19 protein-coding genes are annotated in these 26,097 nt (G+C 36.9%); 12 read left to right on the forward strand and 7 right to left on the reverse strand.

Annotated features, from left to right (window positions below; genetic code table 11):
- Positions 1–72 precede the first annotated feature (72 nt).
- Both RM573_RS04080 and RM573_RS04085 read left to right on the forward strand, forming a co-directional pair.
- On the forward strand, positions 73–4,644 hold the full coding sequence (locus tag RM573_RS04080; protein WP_311577692.1) for an EAL domain-containing protein: 4,572 nt from the start codon (positions 73–75) through the stop codon (positions 4,642–4,644).
- Positions 4,645–4,780: 136 nt separating this feature from the next.
- The gene (locus RM573_RS04085) at positions 4,781–5,059 is read left to right on the forward strand and encodes a hypothetical protein (RefSeq protein WP_311577697.1); all 279 of its coding nucleotides are present in this window, start codon (positions 4,781–4,783) and stop codon (positions 5,057–5,059) included.
- A gap of 246 nt (positions 5,060–5,305) precedes the next feature.
- Here the strand turns inward: RM573_RS04085 and RM573_RS04090 are convergent, their stop codons facing one another.
- From RM573_RS04090 to fadI, 3 genes are all read right to left on the reverse strand, one after another.
- Positions 5,306–5,509: a hypothetical protein gene (locus RM573_RS04090; RefSeq protein WP_303448615.1), complete on the reverse strand. Its 204-nt coding sequence runs from the start codon at positions 5,507–5,509 to the stop codon at positions 5,306–5,308.
- 217 nt (positions 5,510–5,726) lie between these two features.
- On the reverse strand, positions 5,727–7,868 hold the full coding sequence (gene fadJ, locus RM573_RS04095; RefSeq protein ID WP_311577705.1) for a fatty acid oxidation complex subunit alpha FadJ: 2,142 nt from the start codon (positions 7,866–7,868) through the stop codon (positions 5,727–5,729).
- Entirely contained in the window at positions 7,868–9,172 is a 1,305-nt protein-coding gene (gene fadI / locus RM573_RS04100; RefSeq protein WP_311577708.1) for an acetyl-CoA C-acyltransferase FadI, read from the reverse strand. Before fadI ends, fadJ begins: the two co-directional genes overlap by 1 nt.
- A 263-nt stretch (positions 9,173–9,435) precedes the next feature.
- On the opposite strand from fadI, the gene RM573_RS04105 reads away from it, so the two are divergent.
- The 9 genes from RM573_RS04105 to RM573_RS04145 all read left to right on the forward strand — a co-directional run bounded on the left by RM573_RS04105 (position 9,436) and on the right by RM573_RS04145 (position 20,158).
- Complete coding sequence (locus RM573_RS04105) at positions 9,436–10,392, forward strand: AAA family ATPase (RefSeq protein WP_311577711.1); 957 nt, start codon at positions 9,436–9,438, stop codon at positions 10,390–10,392.
- A gap of 20 nt (positions 10,393–10,412) precedes the next feature.
- Positions 10,413–11,441 (forward strand): DUF58 domain-containing protein, encoded by a 1,029-nt coding sequence (locus RM573_RS04110; protein WP_311577714.1) that lies wholly within the window; start codon positions 10,413–10,415, stop codon positions 11,439–11,441.
- On the forward strand, positions 11,429–11,947 hold the full coding sequence (locus RM573_RS04115) for a DUF4381 domain-containing protein (protein WP_311577717.1): 519 nt from the start codon (positions 11,429–11,431) through the stop codon (positions 11,945–11,947). Before RM573_RS04110 ends, RM573_RS04115 begins: the two co-directional genes overlap by 13 nt.
- A complete protein-coding gene (locus RM573_RS04120; protein WP_311577721.1) occupies positions 11,947–12,981 on the forward strand; it encodes a vWA domain-containing protein in 1,035 nt (344 codons plus the stop codon). The genes RM573_RS04115 and RM573_RS04120 overlap by 1 nt, the downstream gene beginning before the upstream one ends.
- Complete coding sequence (locus RM573_RS04125) at positions 12,974–14,827, forward strand: vWA domain-containing protein (protein WP_311577724.1); 1,854 nt, start codon at positions 12,974–12,976, stop codon at positions 14,825–14,827. Before RM573_RS04120 ends, RM573_RS04125 begins: the two co-directional genes overlap by 8 nt.
- Positions 14,821–16,485 (forward strand): BatD family protein, encoded by a 1,665-nt coding sequence (locus RM573_RS04130; protein ID WP_311577727.1) that lies wholly within the window; start codon positions 14,821–14,823, stop codon positions 16,483–16,485. Before RM573_RS04125 ends, RM573_RS04130 begins: the two co-directional genes overlap by 7 nt.
- Before the next feature lie 181 nt (positions 16,486–16,666).
- Entirely contained in the window at positions 16,667–17,182 is a 516-nt protein-coding gene (locus tag RM573_RS04135; RefSeq protein WP_311577729.1) for a sigma-70 family RNA polymerase sigma factor, read from the forward strand.
- Entirely contained in the window at positions 17,175–17,888 is a 714-nt protein-coding gene (locus RM573_RS04140) for a DUF3379 family protein (RefSeq protein WP_311577731.1), read from the forward strand. The genes RM573_RS04135 and RM573_RS04140 overlap by 8 nt, the downstream gene beginning before the upstream one ends.
- Before the next feature lie 428 nt (positions 17,889–18,316).
- A complete protein-coding gene (locus RM573_RS04145; RefSeq protein WP_311577733.1) occupies positions 18,317–20,158 on the forward strand; it encodes an alpha/beta hydrolase family protein in 1,842 nt (613 codons plus the stop codon).
- A gap of 97 nt (positions 20,159–20,255) precedes the next feature.
- On the opposite strand, the gene putP is transcribed toward RM573_RS04145, so the two are convergent.
- The gene (gene putP, locus RM573_RS04150) at positions 20,256–21,743 is read right to left on the reverse strand and encodes a sodium/proline symporter PutP (RefSeq protein WP_311577735.1); all 1,488 of its coding nucleotides are present in this window, start codon (positions 21,741–21,743) and stop codon (positions 20,256–20,258) included.
- A 215-nt stretch (positions 21,744–21,958) separates the two neighbouring features.
- Between putP and RM573_RS04155 the strand changes: the two genes are divergently transcribed.
- Positions 21,959–23,182, forward strand: coding sequence for an EAL and HDOD domain-containing protein (locus tag RM573_RS04155; RefSeq protein ID WP_311577737.1), 1,224 nt, complete (start codon positions 21,959–21,961; stop codon positions 23,180–23,182).
- A gap of 122 nt (positions 23,183–23,304) precedes the next feature.
- On the opposite strand, the gene galE is transcribed toward RM573_RS04155, so the two are convergent.
- The 3 genes from galE to cysC all read right to left on the reverse strand — a co-directional run bounded on the left by galE (position 23,305) and on the right by cysC (position 26,064).
- Positions 23,305–24,315 (reverse strand): UDP-glucose 4-epimerase GalE, encoded by a 1,011-nt coding sequence (gene galE, locus RM573_RS04160; RefSeq protein WP_311577739.1) that lies wholly within the window; start codon positions 24,313–24,315, stop codon positions 23,305–23,307.
- 83 nt (positions 24,316–24,398) lie between these two features.
- The gene (locus RM573_RS04165) at positions 24,399–25,355 is read right to left on the reverse strand and encodes a DHHA1 domain-containing protein (protein WP_311577741.1); all 957 of its coding nucleotides are present in this window, start codon (positions 25,353–25,355) and stop codon (positions 24,399–24,401) included.
- Positions 25,356–25,458: 103 nt separating this feature from the next.
- Positions 25,459–26,064 (reverse strand): adenylyl-sulfate kinase, encoded by a 606-nt coding sequence (gene cysC, locus RM573_RS04170; RefSeq protein WP_311577744.1) that lies wholly within the window; start codon positions 26,062–26,064, stop codon positions 25,459–25,461.
- Positions 26,065–26,097: the final 33 nt, after the last annotated feature.

Raw genomic sequence — 26,097 nt, forward strand, 5'->3', positions numbered from 1 at the left:
GACTTAATCGCTGCCATCCTTTGTAATAGTGGCTTCCATAAAAATAATTATAAGTTAAGCAAGGTCGTATTTGTGCAATTTTCCTTTAATAGCTCTGCTTTTTTCTCCCGTTATCTGTCGAGTTATATTTCGCTATTATTCTTAATTTTTTTAGGCTTTAGCTCTTCTCTTTTTGCTGCGCCTGCCAATTATGATGAAAAGTTAAAATTTAAACACATAACCCCAGCTAATGGTCTCTCTCAAAGTTATGTATTTGATATCATTCAAGATGAAGACGGTTATATCTGGCTTGCCACGCAAGATGGTTTAAATAAATACGACGGCAGAAAATTTAAATATTATCGCAGTAATATTTTAAATGATCATTCACTCACTGATAATTACATCCGCAAGCTGTATAAAGATAGCCAAGGTAATATTTGGGTCGGCACACAAAATGGCCTAAGTAGATATAATAAAAAGTTAGATAATTTTGATAACTTTACCTTTAATGAAAGTGAAGAAAATAGCCTGTTAGATAATACCATTTGGGAAATATACGAAGATCAAGCAAGTGAAACATCTAATTTAGATATTCCGAATAATTTATGGGTGGCAACCGCAAAAGGTTTACATAAATTTGATGCCGATAACCAACGATTTATCCGCACTAAGATTAGACAACCGAGTAATAATACTTCGATAAATCTGAAAGAAATAAAAAGCATTTTTCACGATAAAAATGGTAATTATTGGTTTAATAGTTACGATCAAGGCTTCTTCGTCACTAACAAACACTTATCACTCGATCACTCTCTACATAAACAAATTCAATCACAATTAGGCAGTGAAACAAGCCAAATAAATAAGATATTATTGATTGAAAAAGAATACTGGTTAGCGACAAATACCGGTGTGTATGTTCTAGACGAGCGATACACCTTAAAAGAGCATTATACGCTTGCAGAAACCGGTCAAACACCCCTACTAGCTCGAAATATAAAAATGGCGAGTGACGCCCATATTTGGGTCGCAACAGATTCAGGGTTAAAGTCTATCAACCCGTTAACTGAAACGTCGAAGTCTCACAGTTACACTAATATAATTGATCAAGAATACAATGCTTATACATACGGATTATTAGTCGATAACACCGATAAACTTTGGGTCGGTACATTAAATGGGGTGTTTGTACTATCTCCTGAAAGTAATATTATTCATGAAAGTAAATATATTGACGAGGAGTTAAAAACAAATATCACTGCTTTTGTAAAAGAAGGAGATAAAATATGGTTTTCTAGTGATGATAATTTATTTCAATATACACCACATAAGAAACCACTAAAAATTGATATTCAATTAGAAGGCAATATAACGCTTCTTACGAAAGGTGACACTCACTTATTTATTGTTACTGACAAGTTCAAACTTTATAAACTTAATTTTAAAAGTAATGAAATTACAGAAGAGCTAAATTGGGAAGAGCAATCAAATCATAACGGCTTAAATAAACTTTACTATAATCAGGGAAAAATTTGGTATGTAGATAATTCACAAAAATTATCCAATTATGATATTCAATCGGAAATGTTTACTTCATTTTCACAGCTCCCTTTTTTATTTACTAATATCCATATCAATAATAAAAATAAAATCTGGCTAACTTCTCAAGACAATAAACTTTATCAATTTTTAACCAATAAAAATAAAGTGGAAGAATTGAATTTTAAGAATGAATCTAATTTTATAATCAAAAACACATCAAGTATTAACTCGTCTTCTTTCACTATCGCTTTAGGTTCAAATAGTCAGGGACTTTTGGTGATTGATTTAATAAATAAAACAAGTCAGCTATATAATGAAGAGAATCTCCTCTCCAATAACTTTGTTGCAGATATTGTCATCGATTCAAAAAACAACTTATGGATTAGTACCAATAGAGGTATCAGTTCTATTCAATCCGAAAATAAAATTGTTACGGCCTATGATAATGATCATATGCTTGATAATAATGAATATTTATTTCAAAGCTCTTTAATTGATAAACAAGGCATTATTTATTTTGGCACTAATAGTGGCTTCCATTATTTCTCACCTGATGAACTCTTAAATTCAAAACAAGTCATAAATAAGCCAATATTGTCTAATTTACTTATCGCGAATAAGAAAATCAAAATTGAAGAAAACAAACAAAGTAAAACCTATACCCTACCTGAAAAGTTAAATAATTTATCAACAATAAAACTCCAATATATTCATTCGCCATTTAGCATTGAGTTTATATCGCCTAATGCTAAATTACCGACTCAAATCGGTTACAAATATAAGCTTAATGGCGTTGATGAAAATTGGCTTGAAACCGATAAAGACAATCTAAGAGCCACCTATACTAACCTTAATGCGGGTACTTATCGTTTTGAAGTGCAAGCGTTTGATATTTTTGATCCTAACATTTTTCAATCTAAATCCATTGATATCAAAATCATGCCGCCTTGGTGGTTATCAAATAGCGCGGTGCTTATTTACACCTTAATCGTATTATTATTTCTAGCTTATTTATTACAACAATTTCGTCATAAACGCTTATACCACTTACAAATAAAAGCCAGTGAAGAACGATTAAAACTCTCTCTCTGGGGAAGCGGCGATGAAATGTGGGATTGGAATATTAAACGAGGGAAAATCTATCGTTCAAATATTTGGGGAATTTTAGAATTTCCACAAGACGGTAAACGAAATTTAGGCAATGATGGCGATAATGAAACGAATATCAACCAAGATGATATCGCTAAAATCACGCATGCCCTTCAAGAACATTTTGATGATAAAACAGAGCATTTCGAAGCAACCTACCGCGTAAAAGATAAAGATAACCATTGGATCTGGGTACTTGATCGCGGAAAAATCGTTGAGCGAGATGATAACAATCAACCAACACGTATGACGGGTACATTAAAAGATATCAGTCAAATCAAGAAAGCAGATGAAAGACTTAAATTATTTGCGAAATGTATTGAAAACATTTCTGATGCCGTGGTTATTTATGATAGAAAATTCAACATTGTAGATGTGAATAAATCTTTTCAACGTATAACGGGCAAAGCAAAACAGCAAATGATCGGTAAACAAATGGGATTTTCTCGCTACCCAGAAAGTTTTACCCGTGACGTGAAAAAACACTTATTGAATAAAGGTGGTTGGCACGGCGAAATTGAAAGTAAGCGAGATAACGGCGAATTATATTTAACCGACTTAAACATTGATATTATCCGAGATGAAAACAAAAGTATTTCTCATTTTGTTGGTGTTTTTTCAGACATCACTAAACGCAAAGAAACCGAAGCTGAATTAAGAAAACTTGCTAATTCAGATACCTTAACGGGCTTACCCAATCGTTCATATTTTCAAGCAAACCAAGCACGTCTAGTCAAAAATAAAGTGCCTCATGCTTTATTAGTTTTTGATTTAGATAACTTTAAGAAAGTCAATGATTCAATGGGGCACGAAGTAGGCGATTTATTACTTTGTAAAGTTGCCAAGCGCATTAAAAACGTTGGGCGTAATTTAGATACGGTTTATCGTCTTGGTGGAGATGAATTTAGCTTAATCATTGAAGATACTAACGACATTCATACCATTACCACAATAGCAAAAAATATATTAAGTACTATTGCTCAACCTTTAAAGCTTAAAAACCAAGAAATAGTTCTGTATTCCAGTATTGGTATCGTACTTTACCCTGAGGATGGTACATCACCACAAGAGTTATTAAAAAATGCTGATACAGCAATGTATCATGCAAAACATATTGGCGGTAATCAGTATCAATTTTTCAACGGCTCTATGAATAAAAAAGCGGTAAAACGTTTACAAATTGAAGGCCTAATTCGTCATGGTTTAAAAGAAGATTATTTCTCGGTGTTTTATCAACCTAAAATAGAAATATCTACGGGTAAAGTTGCCGGCATGGAAGCATTAGTTCGCTTTGAAACGCCAAGTAAAGGGATTATAAGTCCAGTGGTCTTTATACCCGTATCAGAAGAAACAGGGCAAATTATTGATATTGGGGAAACCGTTTTAAGAAAATCTTGCTTTGCCACTAAGCAATGGCTTGATGCTGGGTTATTTGATGGGCGAATAGCGGTTAACCTTTCAGCAGTACAATTTACTCAACCTAACCTTGTAGGCATGATTGAAAGTATCTTAAAGGAAAGTCAACTGCCTGCTAAACACCTTGAGTTAGAGATAACGGAAGGAACGGTAATGGACTCTCCACAAAGAGCCATAGAAACCATGTTACAAATACGCGCTATGGGTATTCATCTATCATTGGATGATTTTGGTACCGGTTATTCTTCTTTAGCCTATTTGAAAAAGTTCCCTTTAAATACCCTTAAAATCGATAAAGCGTTTGTCGACGATATTGAGTCATCTGAGCAAGGTCGTAATATGGTTGCTACGATTGTCACAATTGCACACAACCTTGGACTACAAGTGGTTGCTGAAGGGGTAGAAACCAATCAACAACTCAGTTTCTTATCTGGGTTACGCTGCGAACAAATGCAAGGCTATTTATATAGCAAACCATTACCAGAAAAAGATTTTCGCCGATATTTACTATCTCACCAGATCACCGACAAATCTACGTCGTTTAATAAATCCTAAATCACTTCAGTGCTGACAACTTTATGACGGTCAGTTAAATCCTTCGCAAGGCCAATAAAAATATGGCTTTGCGAATTGGCACACTTATAGCTTAACTTCCTTCGAGTTATTTAACCAATCAGAAAGGAATATATAAATGTTAAGTTCAATAATTTTATCTCTAGCGATGAACGCAGCCCCAGTTCCAAGTGCTGATATTGTAAAGTTAGATATAAACGAAGTAGGTACAAAACGCCAAGCTATCAGACTGAATAATAAGTTTGAGCTAGAGCAAGCTGGTACAAAACGCCAAGCTATCAGACTAAATAATAAGTTTGAGCTAGAGCAAACAGGTACAAAACGCCAAGCTATCAGACTAAATAATAAGTTTGAGCTAGAGCAAACAGGTACAAAACGCCAAGCTATCAGACTTTAGGAGTTTATTATGATCAAATTAATCAAAGCGTTATTTGTTGAAACACCAAAAGAAAATGCAATTGCTGCGACAATTGTTATTAAAGAAATGCCTGCTAAATCTTTGTGGTCTTAATCTAAACATACCAACAAGAGATTTACCTGAGATATTCGCTACACGGACGTTAGCGGCTATATTATTAGCCAGAAAGGAAGCAATCAAAAACAGCTCAATAGCCTGATTACCCTCCCTTATCTAATCCGTTAATTACGCACGAAAAATTAAACAATTAAATCCGAATAATCGATTTATTTTCATTCGCTTTTTCATGTTAAACATTGGCCAAATAAATGGACCAAACATGAAACCAGCAAATGCCCAACGCTTACGACCTAAACCGTTTGATAAAGCTTGGCAATAGAAAAAAATAGAAAACATTAGTGCAACGATAACAACAAGTAACGACAACATACTTTACCTAAGCTTTAATGATTAATAACTTACAAATCTTGATGGCGAGCAATATAATGCAATTAGAGTTTTTATTCAAATAATTTAGCATTAATTTGTTCAAACCCTACTAAAGGATCAGATTAAAAAAGAGGCAAAAATTTGCCCCCTTTTATACAAAGTTTGCCGCCCTACCCGGAAATAAATTTCCGAATATTCGACTTTTACTCTTAGCTACTTATTCATAAAATTTAGCGTTACATTCAGCCATCTCTACTAGCTTAGAGCAAGGAGCGAATCGTTCTCCACATTCATGCTTAAACGTATTCATTTGTTTGACCACTTCAGTTGCACCAATGTTATCAATATAGTTAAAAGGTCCCCCTAAGAACGGCGGAAAACCTATACCAAAAATAGCACCGATATCACCGTCTCTTGCATTTCTAATGATACCTTCATCTAAACACCTTACCGCTTCATTTAGCATCATATAAACACAACGTAGACTTATTTGTTCTATAGATAGTTTCTCTTGCTTAGTGATTGACAACAATGGATAAACCGTTTCATCAACAAGTTTCTTTTTTGTCCCATACTGATAAAAGCCTTTTTTCACTTTTCTTCCTAAGCGACCATCAGCAATTAATTTATTAAATGCTTCAGGGGGTGAAAAACGATCGCCTAATTCAGCTTGTAAAATAGGACCTATTTTCGCGCCAATATCAATACCCACCTCATCAAGTAATTGCATTGGACCTACTGGGAAGCCAAACTTCACTAATGCTTTGTCTAACTTTTCAACGGGCTCTCCGGCAAGTAATAATTGTGCCGCTTCGTTCATGTAAGGCGCAAGAATACGGTTCACATAAAAACCAGCTTTATCCTTAACCACAATAGGAGTTTTGCCTTGTTTTTTCGCTAAGGCAACGGTGGTTGAAATTGTCTGATCCGAGGTTTTATCATGGGCAATAATTTCAGCAAGCGGCATTTTATCAACGGGTGAAAAATAATGCAGGCCAATCACGTTTTCAGGGCGTTGAGCTAACTGCGCGATTTGACCTATCGGTAAGCTGGAAGTATTACTAGCAAAAATCGTAGATTCTTTACAATGGCTCTCAATATCAGCCACCATATTTTGTTTTAATGTTAAGTCTTCAAATACCGCTTCTATGACTACATCAACATTTTTAAACCCTGAATAATCAGTAGTACCGGTGATCATGCTCAGTTGTTTTTGCATTTCGCTTTTCTTCATAAAGCGACGTTTTACTTTTTTATTGAGCAAATCAAAACTGTATTTAAGCGCTGAATGTATGCCTTTTTGATTAATATCTTTGATGCGAACTGGAAATTTAGCTTTCGTGGCCGTTACAAATGCAATGCCCCCGCCCATCAATCCACCACCAAGTACACCGATATTTTCGATAGCGGCAGCGTCAACACCTTCAATGCCCTGCTCTTTCTTCATATCAGTAGTCGCAAAAAATATTTGTCGCAACTGAGCTGAAACATCTGTCATCGCCAAATGGCCAAAATGATCCGCCTCAAGTTGATAACCTTTCGCTTGAGATTGCTCAACACCCGTTTTAATACAATCAATAATTTTTAATGGTGCCGGATAATTACCTTTGGTTTTTGACAACACCGTTTTAGTGGCTTGATTAAATAACACTTTACGACCAAAAGGTGTGCGTTCTAAAACTTTACCCACGAGATTTAATTTCACCACTTTAGTCGCTTGAGCACCGGCTTTCACTTTACCCGAAAGTATAAATTTCTCGGCAACCTCAACTAATACGGTATTAGGCACAACATCCAGCACTAAGCCTGCTTTCAATGCCTGTTTAGCGCGAAGTTGTTTACCCGTTAGCATCATATCTAATGCTTTTTGGATCCCAACTAGTTTAGGTAAACGTTGAGTACCACCACTACCTGGTAATAAGCCTAACTGAACTTCAGGTAAACCTAATGCTGTTTTCGGATTATCACTACATACTCGCTCATGACAAGCCATCGCTAACTCTAAACCGCCACCTAAACATGGACCGTCGATTGCAGCGATAACCGGAATTGTTAACGATTCAATTTGATCAAAGATCATTTGTCCTTTGCGTGATAAAGCCGTTGCTTCTTCAGCCGTTTGACAATCAGCAATCATGTTAATATCAGCGCCAGCTACGAAAGAGTCTTTTTTACCGCTCAATAAAACCAAGCCTTTTAGACTAGTGTCGGCTTTGATTTCTTGTAAAACCTCGGCAATTTCTTCTGCAAATTCGGCTTTCAAAGTATTCATCGATTCATTTGCCACATCCATGACTAAATGAGCAATATTATTTTCTTGACGAATTAGTGTGAAGGTATTTGTTTTTTTCTCAGTCATTAGTCTGTCTCCACTATCATTGCAGCACCTAAACCACCAGCAGCACATGCTGTAGTTAAACCAGTTCCACCACCACGACGTTTTAATTCATTTAGGGTTTGTACAATTAATCGCGTGCCTGTTGCTGCAAATGGATGTCCATAAGCAAGAGAGCCGCCCATTACATTGAATTTATCCATATCGATATCACCAATCGCCTTATCACGACCAAGATTTTCTTGGGCAAATTTATTACTAGCAAACATTTTCATATTGGCTAATGCTTGTGCAGCAAAAGCTTCATGCATTTCAATTAAATCTAAATCTTTCAATTCCATACCCGCACGTTTAAGTGCTATTGGCGTGGCATAACTTGGTCCCATCAGCATATCTTGCCAAACATCTATTGCGGCAAACCCATAACTTCGAATGTAACCAAGTGGCTGGTATCCTAATTCTTTCGCTCGACCTTCTCGCATCATTAAAACGGCTGAAGCGCCATCGGTAAGCGCGGTACTATTTGCCGCGGTCACTGTGCCGTGTTTACGGTCAAAACACGGACGCAATTTAGCGTAACCGGCTAATTCTGAGTTATCTCTAAAACAATTATCTTTATCGATGAAAGCATTATAAGGTTCTACATGAGCGGCCATCACTTCACCATCAAGTTTGCCCTCTTGCCAGCTTTTAGTCGCTAAAGTGTGAGAGCGATGCGCTAATTCATCTTGCGCCTGTCGAGAAATTTGATGAGTTTTCGCCATTTGCTCTGCCGTTTGCCCCATAGAAATACCGGTAGAGTATTCAGCAACAGCAGGTGGAACCGGTAAAATATCTTTAAATCGTAATGATTTAAGAATTGACAATTTTTGCCCTAAGGTTTTCGTTTTACTTAAATCAAGTAAAGAGCGTGCGAATTTTTTAGATAAACCTATTGGAGCAACAGAAGAAGAGTCAGCGCCACCCGCCACCCCAACATCAACAATGCCCGCCATGATGGATTCTGCCACATTGACTGTTGACTGAAAGCTAGTTGCACACGCTCTTGATACACTGTAAGCGTCGGTATGAACATTCATGCCGGTACCCAAAACAATTTCACGCGCGATGTTTGGCGCTTCGGGCATTTGAACCACTTGGCCAAACACTAATTGCTCAATAATTTCGGGATCAACATCATTGCGTTTAATGAGTTCATTTACCACCAACTTACCTAAATCAACAGCAGGGACGCCGTGAAAAGCCGTAGCTTGTTTAGCAAAAGGAGTTCGCAAACCTGCGACAATGGCGATGCGTTCACCTTTTGCTGTTTGTAATTTAATTGTCATTGTTGATCCTTAAATTTATAGTACAAAACAAGAGGTCTGACCTCTTAACTTTTATTCCATTCTAACGTGTTAAATTGATATTTCAACTCAAAGCCGATGATAGAAATTATTTTTTCTTTATGATGACTCGTATCACGTAGATTATTCGTAATAAATTTACTTACAATTTTATATTGGTACTTGTATTTCAATTGAGGAACCATATATAAATCCTAAGGTCGAAACTTTCTCGTAACTCTTTAAACAAATAAGAATAAACCATTATGGCTATTGAACATTTTTCTTCTCTCAAAGAACACTTATCAGAACAAATTATCGGACAACATGCATTAGTAGAGAATTTACTCATTGCCTTATTAGCAAATGGTCATTTAATTGTAGAAGGTCCTCCAGGTCTTGCAAAAACACGTGCAGTTAATTCATTAGCTCAAGGTTTAGAAGCTGACTTTCACCGCGTACAATTTACCCCAGATCTTTTACCTGCTGATTTAACCGGTACTGACATTTATCGCCCTGAAGACGGCACATTTGTCTTTCAACCTGGGCCTTTATTTAGAAACTTAGTATTAGCTGATGAAATAAACCGTGCTCCTGCTAAGGTGCAATCTGCGTTATTAGAAGCCATGGCGGAAGGGCAAATAACCGTTGGTCGTAACACTTACCCTTTACCTGATTTATTTTTAGTCATGGCAACCCAAAACCCAATTGAGCAAGAAGGTACGTATCCTTTACCGGAAGCGCAATTAGACCGATTTTTAATGCATGTTGAAATTGACTACCCGGATGCAGCAAGTGAATTAGCTATCCTTAAGCTTAATCGTGGCGAAGCCATCAAACACGAGCAGAAGAAAACTCAGGAAATAAGCCAAGAGAATATTTTCGCCGCTCGTGAAGAAGTCATGAAAATACACATGGCCCCTGCGATAGAAAAATATATTGTTGATCTGATCATGGCAACTCGTCAGCCAGAAAAATATGACGACAACCTCAAAAAATGGTTAGCGTTTGGTGCAAGTCCTCGAGCGACTATTGCTTTAGATAGATGTGCCAGAGCAAGAGCTTGGTTGCAAGGTCGAGATTTTGTTGGTCCAGAAGATGTCCAAGCCGTTTTCCATAATGTACTACGCCATCGTATTTTACTAACTTATCAAGCAGAAGCCGAAGGGATCAGCAGTAATCAATTACTCGATCACTTATTAAGTTTAGTGGCGATATCTTAAATAAAAGGATTATTTAAGACATGTGGTTAAAACAAACACAGCAACCATCATCAACAAGTGTTGAGGATAAACTTGCCCATTTGTTGTCATCTGGTATTGCTTTATCTATCGATGAATTGATCCAATATCAAAACAAAGCGTCATTGATCAATTTGACGGCGGTAAAAAACATTCAAAGCCAAATGAGTGGTAATTACTTAGCCCGCAGCAAAGGTCGAGGAATGGAGTTTGATGAGGTTCGACATTACCAAAATGGTGATGATATTCGAGCAATCGATTGGCGAGTTACGGCCAGAACAGGGACCACACACACGAAACTTTTTAGGGAAGAAGTAGAAAGACCCGTTATTATTGCCACTGATTTAAGCAGTAACATGCTATTTGGTAGCCAATTATTATTTAAATCAGTGCAAGCTGCTCATTTAGCAGCACTAGTCGCTTGGCATGCAAAAATTAGAGGTGATCGCGTTGGCGGCATCGTATTTAATGAGTTTCAGCACAGCGAATTAAAACCTCGTAGCCGACAACAAGGTGTATTGCATTACATTCATACCTTGATGACTTGTCATGAACAAACGATCTCTCACCTACAAAATAACGAATTAACCAGTAGCCAGTCGTCTGAAGATAAGACAAATAAACAACGCGCTTTTGAACAAAATTGCCTACGTATTAGACAAGTAGCTCGCCCTGGTAGTTTAGTGTATTTGATCACAGATGGGCATTTCATTAACCAAGAGGCGATTCGACATTTAAGTAATATCACCAAACATTGTGAATTAGTGGTTTGTTTAATTTCAGATCCACTAGAGCATCAGTTACCGAGCAGTGATGTCAAACTCAACGTTAGCATTACCGATGGTCAGCAAAAGCAACAATTAACGTTAGGTGATGAAAAAATAGCCCAACGTTATCATCAACAAGCGCAAGCCATGCTTAACGAAAAAGAACAATTATTAACGAAAACCGGTGCTAGATTACTGCACTTTTGCGCCAGTCAATCATTAGAAGAACAATTAAAAAACGGAGTTGCTTCATGGATCCGTTAGCAGATTTAAAAACAATACATTTACCTGAGCAAATCGCTCAATATCCGCTAGCTTATGGCTGGTGGATTTTACTGGTTAGCATATTAATGTTAACGGCTTGGGGGTTAATAAAATACCGTAAGCATCGTCAACATTGTCAAGCAAAAAAACAAGCAATGCAAATGATTCAAGAAAACAAGCTCGATGCTGAACAATTGATTTCATTATTAAAATGGGCAGCAATGCAATACTTTGAGCGCCAACAAATTGCCAGTTTAACCGGCGAAGGCTTGCAAGCATTTCTGGTGTCTTGTTTACCGGTCAAACAACAGCCAATCTTTATCGAGCGCTTTCAACCTGCCCTTGAAAAAAGATATCAACGAGATGAATTACTCGACAATCATAATGAGTTAACTGAAGCCGTCATGTTATGGCTAAAACACGCTCTACCGGCTAAGCAATCCAATCAAAAGTCAAACCTCAAGAGCGCGTCAATGCCAGCATCAAAAATAGCAGGTGCAAACTAATGATTGAATTTGCACTTCCTTGGATTTTTCTCGCCTTGCCGTTGCCCTTTATTGTTTATTGGTTACCCGCGAAAAAAAATACCGAAGCCGCTCCTTTAAAAATGCCAACGATCATCCAAGGCATGAGCAGTAGTGAGCACGGGAATGCTCGTAAAAAAACACCCTTATCGTTATTGATCAGTGTTTGGCTGTTACTTGTGGTTTCAGCAAGTCAGCCACAATGGTTAGGTGAAGCAATTAATATTCCTACCCAAGGTCGAGAAATGATGGTTGCCGTAGATTTATCCGGCAGTATGCAAGTAGAAGATATGAGCCTTAATGGTAACTCTGTAAACCGCCTTGAAATGCTAAAAGTATTACTTGGTGAATTTATTGACCGCCGCGTTGGTGATAGATTAGGACTGATTTTATTTGGTGATGATGCATATATGCAAACGCCGATGACTTTCGATAGAAAAACCGTACAACAAATGCTTGATGAAACCGTTTTAGGACTTGTAGGTAAACAAACCGCGATTGGCGACGCTATTGCCTTAGCGGTAAAACGTTTTGATGAAAAGCAAGAATCAAATCGGGTGTTATTGTTGTTAACTGATGGTCAAAATACCGCAGGTAAAATTACCCCTGATCAAGCGCTTGAATTAGCTGTCGCCAAAAAAGTCACGATTTATTCAGTCGGTATCGGGGCTGATGTGATGATCCAACGTTCGTTATTTGGTAAAAGACGTGTTAATCCTTCCAGTGAATTAGATGAAGATACCCTCACACAACTTGCTGAACAAACCGGTGGAAAATATTTTCGCGCAAGAAGCAGTGACGATATGAGTGAAATATACAACTTACTCGACCAACTTGAGCCTGTTGAGCAAGAACAACAGCAAATGCGACCATTAACTGCGTTGTTTTACTATCCGTTATCTTTGGCGCTTGCATTAACTTTCTTTTATATTTTATTACTCAACGCGCCTAAGACATTATTTTCTCGCAAACGTAAGCATAATTCAGCTTCAGTAGTAGGTGGTGATCATGGCTGATTTTCATTTTATTAGACCTTTATGGTTAGTCGCCATTGTTGCATTGATTTTCGCGTTATATTTGTTGAAAAAATATCGCCTCAATCAATCAGGTTGGCATCAACTTTTACCTACTCATTTATCGAAAGTATTAGTGGATGGTGCTACTAAAACACAATCTATTTCTTTAATCTTGCCTTTTATCATTGGGTTACTGACGATAATCGCACTTGCGGGGCCAACTTGGAAAAAGTTGCCACAACCTGTTTATCAATTAGCCCGAGGTTCAGTAATAATCATGGATATGTCGTATTCGATGTATGCGACTGATTTATCACCAAACCGCTTAACTCGTGCTCGCTACAAGGCCATTGATTTACTCGACCAGCTTAATGAAGGTGAAATTGGTTTAATTGCGTATGCCGGAGATGCTTTTACGATAAGCCCTCTTACCGAAGACATTAATAACATCAAATTATTATTACCGTCATTAAGTCCAGATCTTATGCCCGCATTAGGCAGTAACCCATATTCAGCACTCGCTTTAGCCAATGATATGCTTAAAAATGCTGGCCATTTAGAAGGTGATATTTATTGGTTTACTGACGGTATTGATAGCGAAGATTTGCAAGACATTACTCAATGGAGTCGTAACCATCCCTATAGACTGAACATATTAGGTATTGGCACCTCAGAAGGCGCACCAATAAAATTAAGCAATGGCGAATTAATGAAAGATGACCGTGGCTCAATTGTTATCCCTAAATTAACAGACAAAGCATTACAAGGTGCAGCAAGTAGCGGCCAAGGAAACTATGCGCGTATTACCAATAGCCCTAACGATATTAAGCATCTAGTCAGCCAACCTATTGCACAAGACGAAGATAAAAAATCGGAAAGTGCGCAAACGGGTGATCAATGGCAAGAATTCGGTCCTTACTTATTATTACTGGTGTTGCCGTTAGTGTTGGGGTATTTTCGTCGAGGTAATTTATTAGCAATTATTCCTTGCCTTTTCCTCTTAACACCAACAAAACCAGTACATGCAGACTTTTGGACAGACTTGTGGAAAACCAAAAACCAACAAGGCCAAGTTCATTTTAATAATAAAGAATTTGAGCAAGCAGCCCAGCAGTTTGAAGACCCTCAATGGCAAGGAAGTGCTCATTACAACGCCGGCAATTATGAACAAGCATTAGCGTCATTTCAAAAAGGTCATGATGCCGATTCACTTTATAATCAAGGTAATGCACTTGCAAAATTAAATAAACTTGATGAAGCCATAGCCGCCTACGACAAAGCGTTAAAGTTAAACCCAGATTACCAAGATGCAAAAGCGAATAAAGCCTTAATTGAAAAATTAAAGCAACAGCAAGATCAACAGCAGCAGCAACAAGACCAAGAACAGCAAAACAAACAAGAAAACAGCGATCAAGAAAATCAGGATCAGCAGCAAGATCAAAAGGGTGAGCAACAACAAGATCAGCAAGAGCAGAACGAGCAACAGTCCACTGATCAAGATCAACAACAAAATTCAGACGAAAACCCTGAACAAAATCAGCAATCTGAACAAGACCAACAGGCTGAGCAGGAACAAAACGAACAACAAAACCAAGAACAAAAAGAGCAAGAAGCACAAGAGCAACAATCTGATCAGCAAAAAGACGAATCGGCTGAGCAAAATGCGCAGCAGCAGGAAGCTCAAGCAATAAAAGCACAACAAGAGAAAGAAACCGAGCAAAAACACAAGCAATTATTGAATAAAGTGACTGATGATCCTTATTTATTATTACGCAATAAGATGCAATTGGAATATCAAAAGCGTCGTCAAGATAGAAGTAGTGTAGGAGTTAAGAAAAAGTGGTAAGAATAATCGTAACATTAATCGGCTTATACGCTTTATTGCTAACAAAAACAGGGTTTGCATTTGTTAACGTAACCGCAACCGTTGATAAAAACCCTGTGGTTGTCTCTGAATCATTTGTCTTAACCGTAACCGCTGATGACGACATTAATACCAATGCATTAGACACCTCACCTTTAATGCAAGATTTTATCGTCGGAAGAACTTCCGTTAGTACGCAAACGAGTATGATTAACTTTAAAACCAGCCGTACTACAAAATGGTCAACGGTATTAATTGCCCGAGAAGCCGGCACAAAAATCATTCCTGCGCTATCAGTAGATTCAGCGGTAACTGAGCCAATTACCTTAAGTGTACTTGCCGCAAGTGATCCACAAGCGAGCAAACAACAAGATCTATTTATCACCACGGATATTTCAGCGAAAGAAGTTTACGTTCAACAGCAATTAACTCTAACGGTTAAATTACACTTCGCTGCGGAATTAAAACGAGGTAGTTTAACCGAGCCTTCTTTAACAGGCGCGAACATCACACAAATTGGCAAAGACAAAGAAGCTGATACCATTATCAATGGGCGTCGTTATCGTGTAATAGAGCGTACTTATGCCATTAGTCCACAGCAAAGTGGAGAATTTACTTTAAAATCACCGATATTCTCTGGTGAAATTATGCAGCCATCTACCCGACGAAATGGCTTTTTAAGTTTTGCTGAAACAAAACCTGTCAGTGTAATAGGCGAAGAAATACCGTTAACTATCCGCCCTATTCCTGCGGATTATCAAGGTGCTTGGTTGCCAAGCGAATTATTATCAATTCATCAAGAGTGGCAACCATCCCCTGATAGCTTTATTGTTGGTGAGCCCATTACGCGCATTATCACATTAACAGCAGCAGGGCTTTCCGAAGAGCAATTACCTGACATAGAAATGGCGATGCCTGAAGGATTAAAAGTATATCCCGACCAAGCTGAATTACATACCGGATTAAATAATGAAAGGTTAGTTAGTCAAAAAGTGAAAAATTTCGCCATTGTTGCTAATAAAGCAGGCGTTTATCAATTGCCTGAAATCATTATTCCTTGGTGGAATACAGTGACTAATCAATATCAACAAGCAGTAATCCCAGCGCAAACGATAACGGTAGAAAGTAATCCGGAGCAAATCGCACAAGCTCCTATTTCATTATCCTCGGAGCTACCAAGTTTAACAGAACCATCAAATACCGCCTCTAAAACCGTGACCGTGTATCAATCATCTTGGTTACAGTGGTTATTTTTAGCCTTGTGGTTATTAACCTCTCTTGCGTGGTTTATCACTTATATTAGACAAAATAAATCAACACCTTCAAACGCCAAAAAGTCTTCTGTGAACGACCAATACTTAGCACTTTTAGCCGCATGCAAACAGCATAATGGCGAACAAGCGTTAGCATTATTAGTGCCTTGGTATAATACTATGGTCGATAAAAAAATATCGACCATAGCTGATATCATTCATCACACTCAACATGACACGTTAATAAGTGCAATTAATGATTTACAACAATGTTTTTACAGTAAAAGCACGCAGCGTTGGCATGGTGATAATTTAATAAAAGCAGTAACAGCGGTTAACAAACAACCGGAAATTTCTCCGTCTCAAACCTTTGCAATCAATCCATAACAGCCTCTATAAACTAAGCTAGCGAGTAATCAAACTTGCTAGCTTATTACCGCTATTTTTTACAATGAAAGATGCTCCTTGAAAAATCTACTACTCTTAACTCCTATAGAGCAACGTCTAAAAAAACTAAATTAAAAATAAATTTGGAAATTAAAAATCGCAAGGTCGGGTCTCTTCAAATATGGCGACAAAACAAGTTAGATACGAAGCATTAGTAAAAGCCTTACATAGCGATTTATACCGTTATGCTTATTGGCTATGTCACGAAAAACAAGTGGCTGAAGACTTAGTGCAAGAAACATTTTTAAGGGCATGGCGGGCTTTAGATTCTTTAAAAGATGAAAAAGCAGCTAAGTCATGGTTGATCACAATTTTACGTCGTGAAAATGCACGTCGTTTTGAACGTAAACGTTTTGAGATGAGCGAATATGAAGAAGCAGCGATCACAGACACGCGTTCAACAAGTTCAGAGCAAGAAATTGAAAACCATTGGCTGCGAGAAAAAATAGCCAAAATGCCTGAAGAATACCGAGAGCCTTTAGTATTGCAAGTTATTGGTGGCTTTAGTGGTGAAGAAATAGCAGCAATGTTATCACTAAATAAAAACACCGTAATGACTCGACTCTTTCGAGCCCGCAATCAATTAAAAGAGGCTTTAGACGAAGAACCCAAGTTAAGAGGTCAATACAATGGATGATTTGCTATTTCGACGCAATATTTATGCAGATCCCAAAACAACTGATCCAGATGTTATTTCTGCAAAAAATTTAGATCCTGCCAAACAAAAGTTTGCGCGTGAGATTGAGCAATTAGATCAAAAAATATTTGATGCACTAAATGTGCCTGTGCCTGAAGAGTTAAGTGAGAAACTTATTTTACGTCAATCTTTGGCGAGCCATCAGCAACAGAAGAAATCAACACGAATAAAATTGGCCATTGCGGCGTCTGTCGCTTTTGCAATTGGATTAACAATCAACCAATTACAATTTTCACATGCCTACAGTTCTGTAGGTGATTATGCCATTGCTCATACCAATCACGAAGCAAGTCACTTTAATAACAATGGTGAAGCGACAGTAACTCTAGCAGCATTAAATAAAAAAATGGCAAGTTTTAATGGTCAATTTACGGCTAATTTAGGTGAATTAATGATGGCGGAGTATTGTCGTTTTGATGGCATGAGAAGTCTACATCTAGTACTTAAAGGACAAAAATCACCGGTTAATATTTATGTAGTACCTGCTAATGATCATCTCGCTTATTCGAAAGAATTTACAAATGGTGAGTTATCTGGTTTGGTCAATGACTTTAAAACCAGTCAAATTATTGTGGTGGGTGATCTTCAAGAACCACTCCAACAATGGCAACAAAGAATCAATAAAAATGTTCGTTGGTCAACATAGCTTGTTTGATGACTCTAATTTTTAAAGAGATAGTTTAGAACATTTACTTAAGGTTAAAAAAACGTTCTAAACTATCTCAAAGACCTTTCAATAGCTCGTAGTTTTATCATTTCTTTATAAAATGCAGTGTTTTTTTCAATAAATTTTGAGACAATCAAAGGTGAAGGTAAGCCTGATTATTCAAATTGTTTGTGGTAATTAAACACTGTCAAAAATTTTGCATATTCTGCGAGGTTTAAACGCTCGGAAGCTTCACACCTAAATCATGGATGATTGAAATATTCTAACGATGATAATCATACTTATCATAATGAATTTAATTTTCTCTCATTAATTCTATTAATCAATATACAGTAATAACTTTAATGAAATATTTATTCAATTGTATTTTAATCATTACGATATCTTTATCAATATCAGCTTCCGCAATGGACAATGCTGAAATATTAGGAAAACTTCCGTTTGTTAAAGATATTCAATTATCACCAAATGGCAATAAAATAGCGCTTATTCAAAATATTAAAGGCGAATATTATATTGTAGTAAGAGATCTTATGAATACTAAGACCAAACCTGTAGTATTTAGTGTTGGTGCTGCTAAGGTAAGGCAAATAGAATGGGGAAATAATGATAGAGTTATCTTTTTAGCTACTTTCCCACATTATTCTAGAGGTGATTATGAAACCTTCACCATCTATAGAATAGGCTTCTTAAACGTCAATAACAGTAAAGCGATTTGGCCATTTAATAAAGGTAGATACCGGAATGCGATTGGTGCTCCAAGAATAATCAATAAATTAATCAATGATTCTGAGCATATTTTAGTATCATATTTTGGCGATTTATTAAAAGTGAACCTGACAAACGGAGAGAAAGAAGAACTCGACATTGCTCGAAAATCGAGTGATTGGGTTACTGACTCTGATGGGGAAATATTGGCTTATTCTCAATATTCGAAAAAAGAAGAAAAATTCCATGAGATGTTCAAAGTTCCAGGAGATAATGATTTCACTTCGTTAAAAATTCTTAAAGATGGGAAAAGTGAACTTTTTGAAGGCAATATACAATTCGTTAGTAATGATAAACAATCTATTTTTTACACGAAAAAGCCTGATATAAACATACAAAACCTGATTCAAGCAAATATTAATAATTATGTTGTTACAGATATAAAAAACGCTTCTAACAATGGTAAATTTGATGTTAATAATGTCCTCAAAGATCTTTATGACTCTCAATTAATTGGCGTTCAATTCACCAACCAATTTACTGAATCTGATTATTTTGATATCAAATTAAAGCAAGTTTATGCTGATTTAAAAGCAACATTTCCAAACTCAGAAGTTGTCATTTCATCTTATTCTAAAAATAAAGAAAAATTTATTGCCAAAGTTTCTAGTCAAGAAGTCCCATTGGAATATTTCTATTATGATCAATCAAAGGGAAGTTTATTAAAAATAGCGGATAGTTACCCTCATATAAAGAAACTGTCGTTAGGTAAAGTCAGGAATATACAATATGAAGCAACAGATGGTTTAGTAATACCAGCTTATTTTACCACACCAAGTATCAGTAATTTAATTAAACCTCCGTTAATAGTTCTTCCGCATGGAGGGCCGGAAACTAGAGATTCATTAGCTTTCGATTGGTTAAGACAGTTCTTTGCATCTGAAGGTTTTGCCGTTTTTCAACCCAACTATAGAGGCTCATCAGGTTATGGTAAAACATATGCTGAATCAGGCTATGGTGAATGGGGGAAAAAAATGCAACAAGACATTGACGATGGCGTTGATAAACTTATTAAAGACGGATTAGTCGATAAAGATAAAATTTGTGTTGTTGGCGCAAGTTATGGTGGTTACGTAGCTTTATACAGCGCAACTGCACGATATAAAAAATACAAATGCAGTGTTTCCTTTGCCGGAATTAGCAATCTCGATGACATGTTCTATCATGCCAAAGAACAATATAGTGGATTCTCATATTGGGAGAAAAGTATAGGGAGCAGAAAAAATAAAGCAGACCTCCTAAAATATTCGCCGCTTCATTTAATCAATAAAAACACTCGTCCAATCCTAATGTTTCATGGAGAGAAAGATACGATTGTCCCAGCATTTCAGTCTGAAAAAATGTATAAAGCATTGAAAAAGGCTAAAATAAAAGGCAGTAAATATGTTGAATTTGAAAATGAAGATCATTGGATTTCTCATGAAAAATCAAGAATATCTTTTTTACGTGAATCATTAACCTTTATTAAAAAGAATATTTAAAGTTTAGTCTTTGATTTTTAAACTTTATACCATAAATAAAAAGCCGAACAATTGTTCGGCTTTTTGATTAAATAGCTAACATTTATCCCAAATAAAATTACGGGTGATACGCTAACATTTCATCAAATTTTTCTTCGATATCATTTTGCGGTTTATAGGTTAATTTACTGACAATAATCACCGCTAAACTACAAACAATAAAACCAGGTACAATTTCATAAATAATGGCGCTTAAACTCTGACCATTTATGGTAATTGGCGCATAAATCCAAAATAATACCGTAGCTGCACCGCTGACCATACCTGCTAATGCACCGTTTCGATTCATTCGTTTCCAATATAAACTAAGGATCACTATTGGACCAAATGCCGCACCGAACCCCGCCCAAGCATTACTGACTAAACTTAAAATAGAACTGTCTCTATCATAAGCCAAATAGATAGCAACCAAAGCCACCATTAATACAGAAATGCGTCCAACAAAAACTAATTGTTTTTCACTCGCGGTTTTGTTTAAAAAGGCTTGATAAAAGTCGCCAGTTAATGAACTAGAAGTGACTAATAATTGTGATGAAATGGTACTCATAATAGCCGCTAAAATAGCCGCTAATAAAAAGCCAGAAATAAGTGGGTTGAAAAGTAATTGTGATAAAAGCACAAAAATTGTTTCAGCATCGTTTAATGGTGTACCTGTTTTAGCAATGTAAGCAATACCAATAAAACCTGTCGCCATAGCTCCACAAATAGAGACAATCATCCAAGTCATGCCAATGCGGCGAGCGGTTGGAATATCTTTTACAGACCGAATAGCCATAAAGCGTACAATAATATGCGGTTGACCAAAATAACCAAGCCCCCACGCCATCGCTGACAATATCGCCACAATTCCGACACCGCTAAATAAGTTTAATAATTCAGGATTAATTGCTTCAACACTGGTCGTGACTTGTGAGAATCCCCCCATGTCATTTAAAACGACCGTTGGCACTAAAATCAAAGCTAAAAACATAATACAGCCTTGAACAAAATCCGTTAAACTAACAGCTAAAAAACCACCAAATAATGTATAAACAACCACAACTCCTGCGGTTATGTACAAGCCTAATTCATAATCAAGACCAAACGAGCTTTCGAATAATTTACCGCCCGCAACAACACCTGATGAGGTGTACAAAGTGAAAAAGACAATAATGACAATAGATGAAACTAAACGTAATGCACGTGACTTATCACCAAATCGATTTTCAAAATAATCGGGTAAAGTTATCGAATCATTCGCAACTTCGGTATAGGTTCTTAAACGTGGCGCAACGATCAGATAATTTAAAAAAGCACCAATAACCAATCCTAATGCTATCCACATACTGCTTAACCCGGTTAAGTACATTGCGCCAGGCAAGCCCATTAACATCCAGCCACTCATGTCAGACGCTCCCGCTGACAAAGCAGTCACCGAAGGGCTCAAACTACGCCCTCCTAGCATATAACCTGAAACATCACTCGTTGATTTTCTATACGCGTATAAACCTATTGCCAACATCACAATAAAATAGATAGCAAGTGAAACTAAAGTACCAGTAGCCAAATGAGCCTCCAAAAGTGTATCGTTTTAAGAAAATATTTATTATTTGTTAGAAACAAAACTGTTACACACAGAAAATATATAGAGTGTTATTATGCGGATCTCAAAATGCATTACCATGCTTTTAAGAAAAATATTCTTACTTTCTGTAAAAAAAGAATGAAATATCAATGTATTTCTCATATATTCATAATATAAAAAGGTAAACAGGATCTTCTATGTATTTCTACGCAGCCAGACAACCTATTCTAGACAAAGAAAAGAACCTCTTTGCATATGAATTATTGTTTCGCGATAGTATAGATAACGTATTTCCAGATATTGATGGTGATGAAGCCACCAGTAAAATGGTTGAAGCGAGTAAATTCAATTTAGGAATCAGCGAGTTTACTGGAAATAAGCCAGCATTTATAAATTTCACTTTAGAAACCATCGAACAAGGTTACCCTGAAATGTTAACCACCGATGAAGTTGTGGTTGAAATTTTAGAAACAGTCAAACCTGGTAAAAAGCTTTTATCATTATGTAAAGATTTGGTAGAAAAAGGTTATACACTCGCTTTAGATGATTACATTCACCAACCGGTATGGGGGCATTTTTATCCCTATATAAAAATCATTAAAGTCGATTGGAAAGACACAAGTATTGAACAAATCAAAGAAATAAAAACCGCGATTGTCAAACATCCTCATATCCAATTATTAGCAGAAAAAGTTGAAACCTATGAAGAATATAATCAAGCCATCGAGCTAGGTTTTGAATTGTTTCAAGGTTTTTTCTTTGCTAAACCTGAAATGGTGAAAACAAAATCTTTATCGCCTTCGCAAATTGCCATGGCTGAATTATTATATGAAACCTCAAAACCAGAATTAGATCTTACCAGTATCACTTCAGTATTTGAGCGCGATGTTTCGTTATCATATAAATTATTACGTTATGCAAACTCTCCTATTTTTAAACGTAGAAGTGAAATTTCAACGATTAAACAAGCGCTCGTAATTTTAGGCTCAGGAGAATTAAAACGTTTTCTCGGGTTAATGTTTGCCACGAATGTTAATCCTGACAAACCGAGTGAATTAATTAATGCAGCAATGACCAGAGCAAAATTTTGTGAATTGGTTGCTCAAGATATTAAAGCCCCCGTTGATACTTCTATCGCGTTTTTAACAGGATTATTGTCATTAATTGATGCTATACTCGATGAAAGCTTAGAAAGTATATTAGAGAAGCTGCCTCTCGCTCAAGAGATCAAAGACGCACTTACCACAAAGAAAGGGGTTTTAGCCGCTCTGATCACTTTAGTTAAACTCATTGAACATGCCAATTGGGATAAAACCGCCACTGTCATGGAAAAATTAGGGTTAAGCAAAGAGAAGGTTGTTAAAGATTATAACGAAGCGATAGCTTGGGCGGATGAACAGTCTCAGCTTACTCAAGACTAGACCGCTGAGTATTGATAAAATAACCAAGCTTGAACAGTTCGTTTACTGATTAAAACTGCATACATAAAAAAAGAGCCGTACGGCTCTTTTTTTCAATGGTTTTAAAATGATGTTCAATATTGTTATTCAAAACCATTCGGATTTTCTGATTGCCAACGCCACGTATCCGTTATCATGGCATTTATATCTCGACTTGCCTGCCAACCAAGTAACTCATTAGCAACGCTCGCATCAGCATATACGGTTGCGATATCGCCTGCACGGCGAGGAACGATCGCATAAGGAATATCTTGACCACTAATTTCCTTAAACGCATTCACAATCTCAAGCACCGATGTACCATTGCCTGTACCAATATTTATTGGCTGGCAACCTGATATTTTAGACAAGTTTTCCAGCGCTTTTACATGACCAACGGCTAAATCGACCACATGAATATAATCTCTGACTCCTGTACCATCTACCGTATCATAATCATCACCAAATACTTGTAACTGAGGCAAGCGACCAACAGCAACTTGTGCAACATAAGGCAACAAGTTATTTGGTATGCCATTTGGGTTTTCACCAATTAAGCCAGTTTCGTGTGCGCCGATAGGATTGAAATAACGTAAACAAGCAATAGACCAAGTATCATCACTTTTAGCTAAGTCTTGTAATATGTGTTCAACCATTAATTTGGTTTGGCCATACGGATTAGTGGCTGAAGTAGGCATAGTTTCAACAAGAGGTGCGGGGTTATTTTCACCGTAAACCGTTGCCGAAGAGCTAAACACTAAATTTTTAACATTATGCTGTGCCATCACTCTAAATAACGTCACTGAGCCAGCAACATTGTTTTGATAATAAGCAAGCGGAATTTCATTGGATTCACCCACCGCTTTTAAGCCAGCAAAATGAATAACGGCTTCGATACTATGCTGCTCAAAAATACGATTTAACGCAGCTTCATCACAAATATCGGCTTCAATAAAAGTTACCGTCTTACCGGTAATTTGCGTGATACGGTCTAAGACTAATGTTGATGAATTAGATAAATTATCAACAATGACAATATCTTTGTTTAAATTTAATAACTCTACGACCGTATGACTAGCAATATAGCCAGTACCGCCGGTGATCAATAAACTCATAATGTTCCTTATCTTTTTGTCTTATCAAAAAATTATTATCTAGTAACAATCGATAATGTATGGCGAATAATATTAAGTTAATTTTAAGCGTAATATTGTGCCACGGCTTTAATAAATGCGTTAATCATTTCTGCAGGTAATTTGTTCACTCCTGCAGCAGCAGCTCTTCCTCCCCCTGTTGGAAATTCGGCACAAATATCGCCTGCACCTTGTTTATTATTTAGTGGTGCTCGCAGACTAACGGTATAACTACCGTCAGTGTTTATCGTAAAGACAATATTCGCTTTATCTGGAGATTGATTAGCTAACTCGTTACCAAATACACCACTTACTCGTCGCGCCCAAGCTTCATCAGGTAAGACTACGGCTTTACATTGTTTATTATCTGCGAGAATTTGTGCACTAATCGCTTTTTCCATATCTTGGTTATAAGCATTTTCCAACTGATGAAACACCGAATTAGGCTCAGCAACTAACGCCAATGGGTTTTCATACTGTAGCAATTTTAAGTACAGTTGATCAGGCGCAACATGTAAATCATTAACACTGCGCCCATAACCATTGTAATTAATATAAATACCTAAAGCTTTTAATTGCGATTTTTCAAATTGTGATAATCCAACTTGCTCAGCAAGCGCTTCCGCAGAAGCAAGCATATTATCGCCATAGGCTGCCGTAATCGCCCAGTTGACATACTGATGATTAAGATGAGTATTGACCAATAAACTCGTGCAAGTATTGGCGTCAGTATCAATGATAGCTCGTAGCTTATCCGTTTGTGGAATATCACCCGCTCTATGGTGATCAACATAAAACACATCAACCTCATTATTTAATAGCTGAGTTAACGAGGTAATATTTTTTTCCATCGAGATATCAAGTATGGTCGCAGACATTGCTTGTTCTATAGACACTTTCTCAACCAAGGCAATATCGCGCTTAACTCCGGTGATCAGCTTAGTTTGTTTTGGCTCAGCTAATCGTAATTGTACTAACGCGATAATGCCATCGGCATCACCATTAAATACATCAAAATGCATAAATTAACACTCTTCCATTTTTAAAAGTTTAGAGATAACTTGCGGCAATTGTTAAGCTTTAAAACTTGTTGTTCGCTTAGCTACCGAATAAGTTATTCATACACTATTTTATATAGTGATGATTAAGTAAATACCGGATAATTTGTTCCGCGCATTGACGGATATCTTGCTCAGCGGTTTTCACATGAATAGTCGGTTGCTTAGGCACATCATACGTTGAGTCAATGCCAGTAAAGTCTTTGATCTCACCTGCTCGTGCTTTTTTATAAAGTCCCTTTGGATCACGTTGCTCACAAATAGTCATGGGCGTATCGATAAAGACTTCAATAAACTCGCCTTCTGCTAATAAATCTTTAGCCATTTTTCTATCTGCGGCAAACGGCGAAATAAAGGCAGTAGAAACTATCATGCCAGCATCAATAAACAGCTTTGACACTTCACTGATGCGGCGGATATTTTCCACTCTGTCTTCATCACTAAAACTTAAATCACCATTTAAGCCATGACGGACATTGTCACCATCAAGTAAATAAGTATGACAACCACGTTCGAAAAGCAATCGATCTACGGCATTTGCCACAGTTGATTTACCTGAGCCGCTTAAGCCAGTATACCAAAGCAAACAAGGTCGCTGATCTTTTATATTAGCGCGCTGTTCTTTATTCACTAATTGCTCATGCCAAACAGTATTATCAGTTTTCATATTCATTTTTTATTCACTATTAAAATTTGTTAAAGCAGC

Source organism: Thalassotalea castellviae (genome assembly GCF_031846185.1).
Classification (GTDB): domain Bacteria; phylum Pseudomonadota; class Gammaproteobacteria; order Enterobacterales; family Alteromonadaceae; genus Thalassotalea_H; species Thalassotalea_H castellviae.

What these genes read in the sequence shown, in the direction of transcription:
- RM573_RS04110 (WP_311577714.1), top strand. Translation starts at nt 10,413, where the DNA reads ATGTGGTTAAAACAAACACAGCAACCATCATCAACAAGTGTTGAGGAT.
- fadI (WP_311577708.1), bottom strand. Translation starts at nt 9,172, where the DNA reads ATGACAATTAAATTACAAACAGCAAAAGGTGAACGCATCGCCATTGTC.
- RM573_RS04135 (WP_311577729.1), top strand. Translation starts at nt 16,667, where the DNA reads ATGGCGACAAAACAAGTTAGATACGAAGCATTAGTAAAAGCCTTACAT.
- RM573_RS04090 (WP_303448615.1), bottom strand. Translation starts at nt 5,509, where the DNA reads ATGTTGTCGTTACTTGTTGTTATCGTTGCACTAATGTTTTCTATTTTT.
- galE (WP_311577739.1), bottom strand. Translation starts at nt 24,315, where the DNA reads ATGAGTTTATTGATCACCGGCGGTACTGGCTATATTGCTAGTCATACG.
- RM573_RS04120 (WP_311577721.1), top strand. Translation starts at nt 11,947, where the DNA reads ATGATTGAATTTGCACTTCCTTGGATTTTTCTCGCCTTGCCGTTGCCC.
- cysC (WP_311577744.1), bottom strand. Translation starts at nt 26,064, where the DNA reads ATGAATATGAAAACTGATAATACTGTTTGGCATGAGCAATTAGTGAAT.
- RM573_RS04145 (WP_311577733.1), top strand. Translation starts at nt 18,317, where the DNA reads ATGGACAATGCTGAAATATTAGGAAAACTTCCGTTTGTTAAAGATATT.
- RM573_RS04125 (WP_311577724.1), top strand. Translation starts at nt 12,974, where the DNA reads ATGGCTGATTTTCATTTTATTAGACCTTTATGGTTAGTCGCCATTGTT.
- RM573_RS04105 (WP_311577711.1), top strand. Translation starts at nt 9,436, where the DNA reads ATGGCTATTGAACATTTTTCTTCTCTCAAAGAACACTTATCAGAACAA.
- RM573_RS04155 (WP_311577737.1), top strand. Translation starts at nt 21,959, where the DNA reads ATGTATTTCTACGCAGCCAGACAACCTATTCTAGACAAAGAAAAGAAC.
- RM573_RS04115 (WP_311577717.1), top strand. Translation starts at nt 11,429, where the DNA reads ATGGATCCGTTAGCAGATTTAAAAACAATACATTTACCTGAGCAAATC.
- RM573_RS04085 (WP_311577697.1), top strand. Translation starts at nt 4,781, where the DNA reads ATGTTAAGTTCAATAATTTTATCTCTAGCGATGAACGCAGCCCCAGTT.
- RM573_RS04140 (WP_311577731.1), top strand. Translation starts at nt 17,175, where the DNA reads ATGGATGATTTGCTATTTCGACGCAATATTTATGCAGATCCCAAAACA.
- RM573_RS04165 (WP_311577741.1), bottom strand. Translation starts at nt 25,355, where the DNA reads ATGCATTTTGATGTATTTAATGGTGATGCCGATGGCATTATCGCGTTA.
- fadJ (WP_311577705.1), bottom strand. Translation starts at nt 7,868, where the DNA reads ATGACTGAGAAAAAAACAAATACCTTCACACTAATTCGTCAAGAAAAT.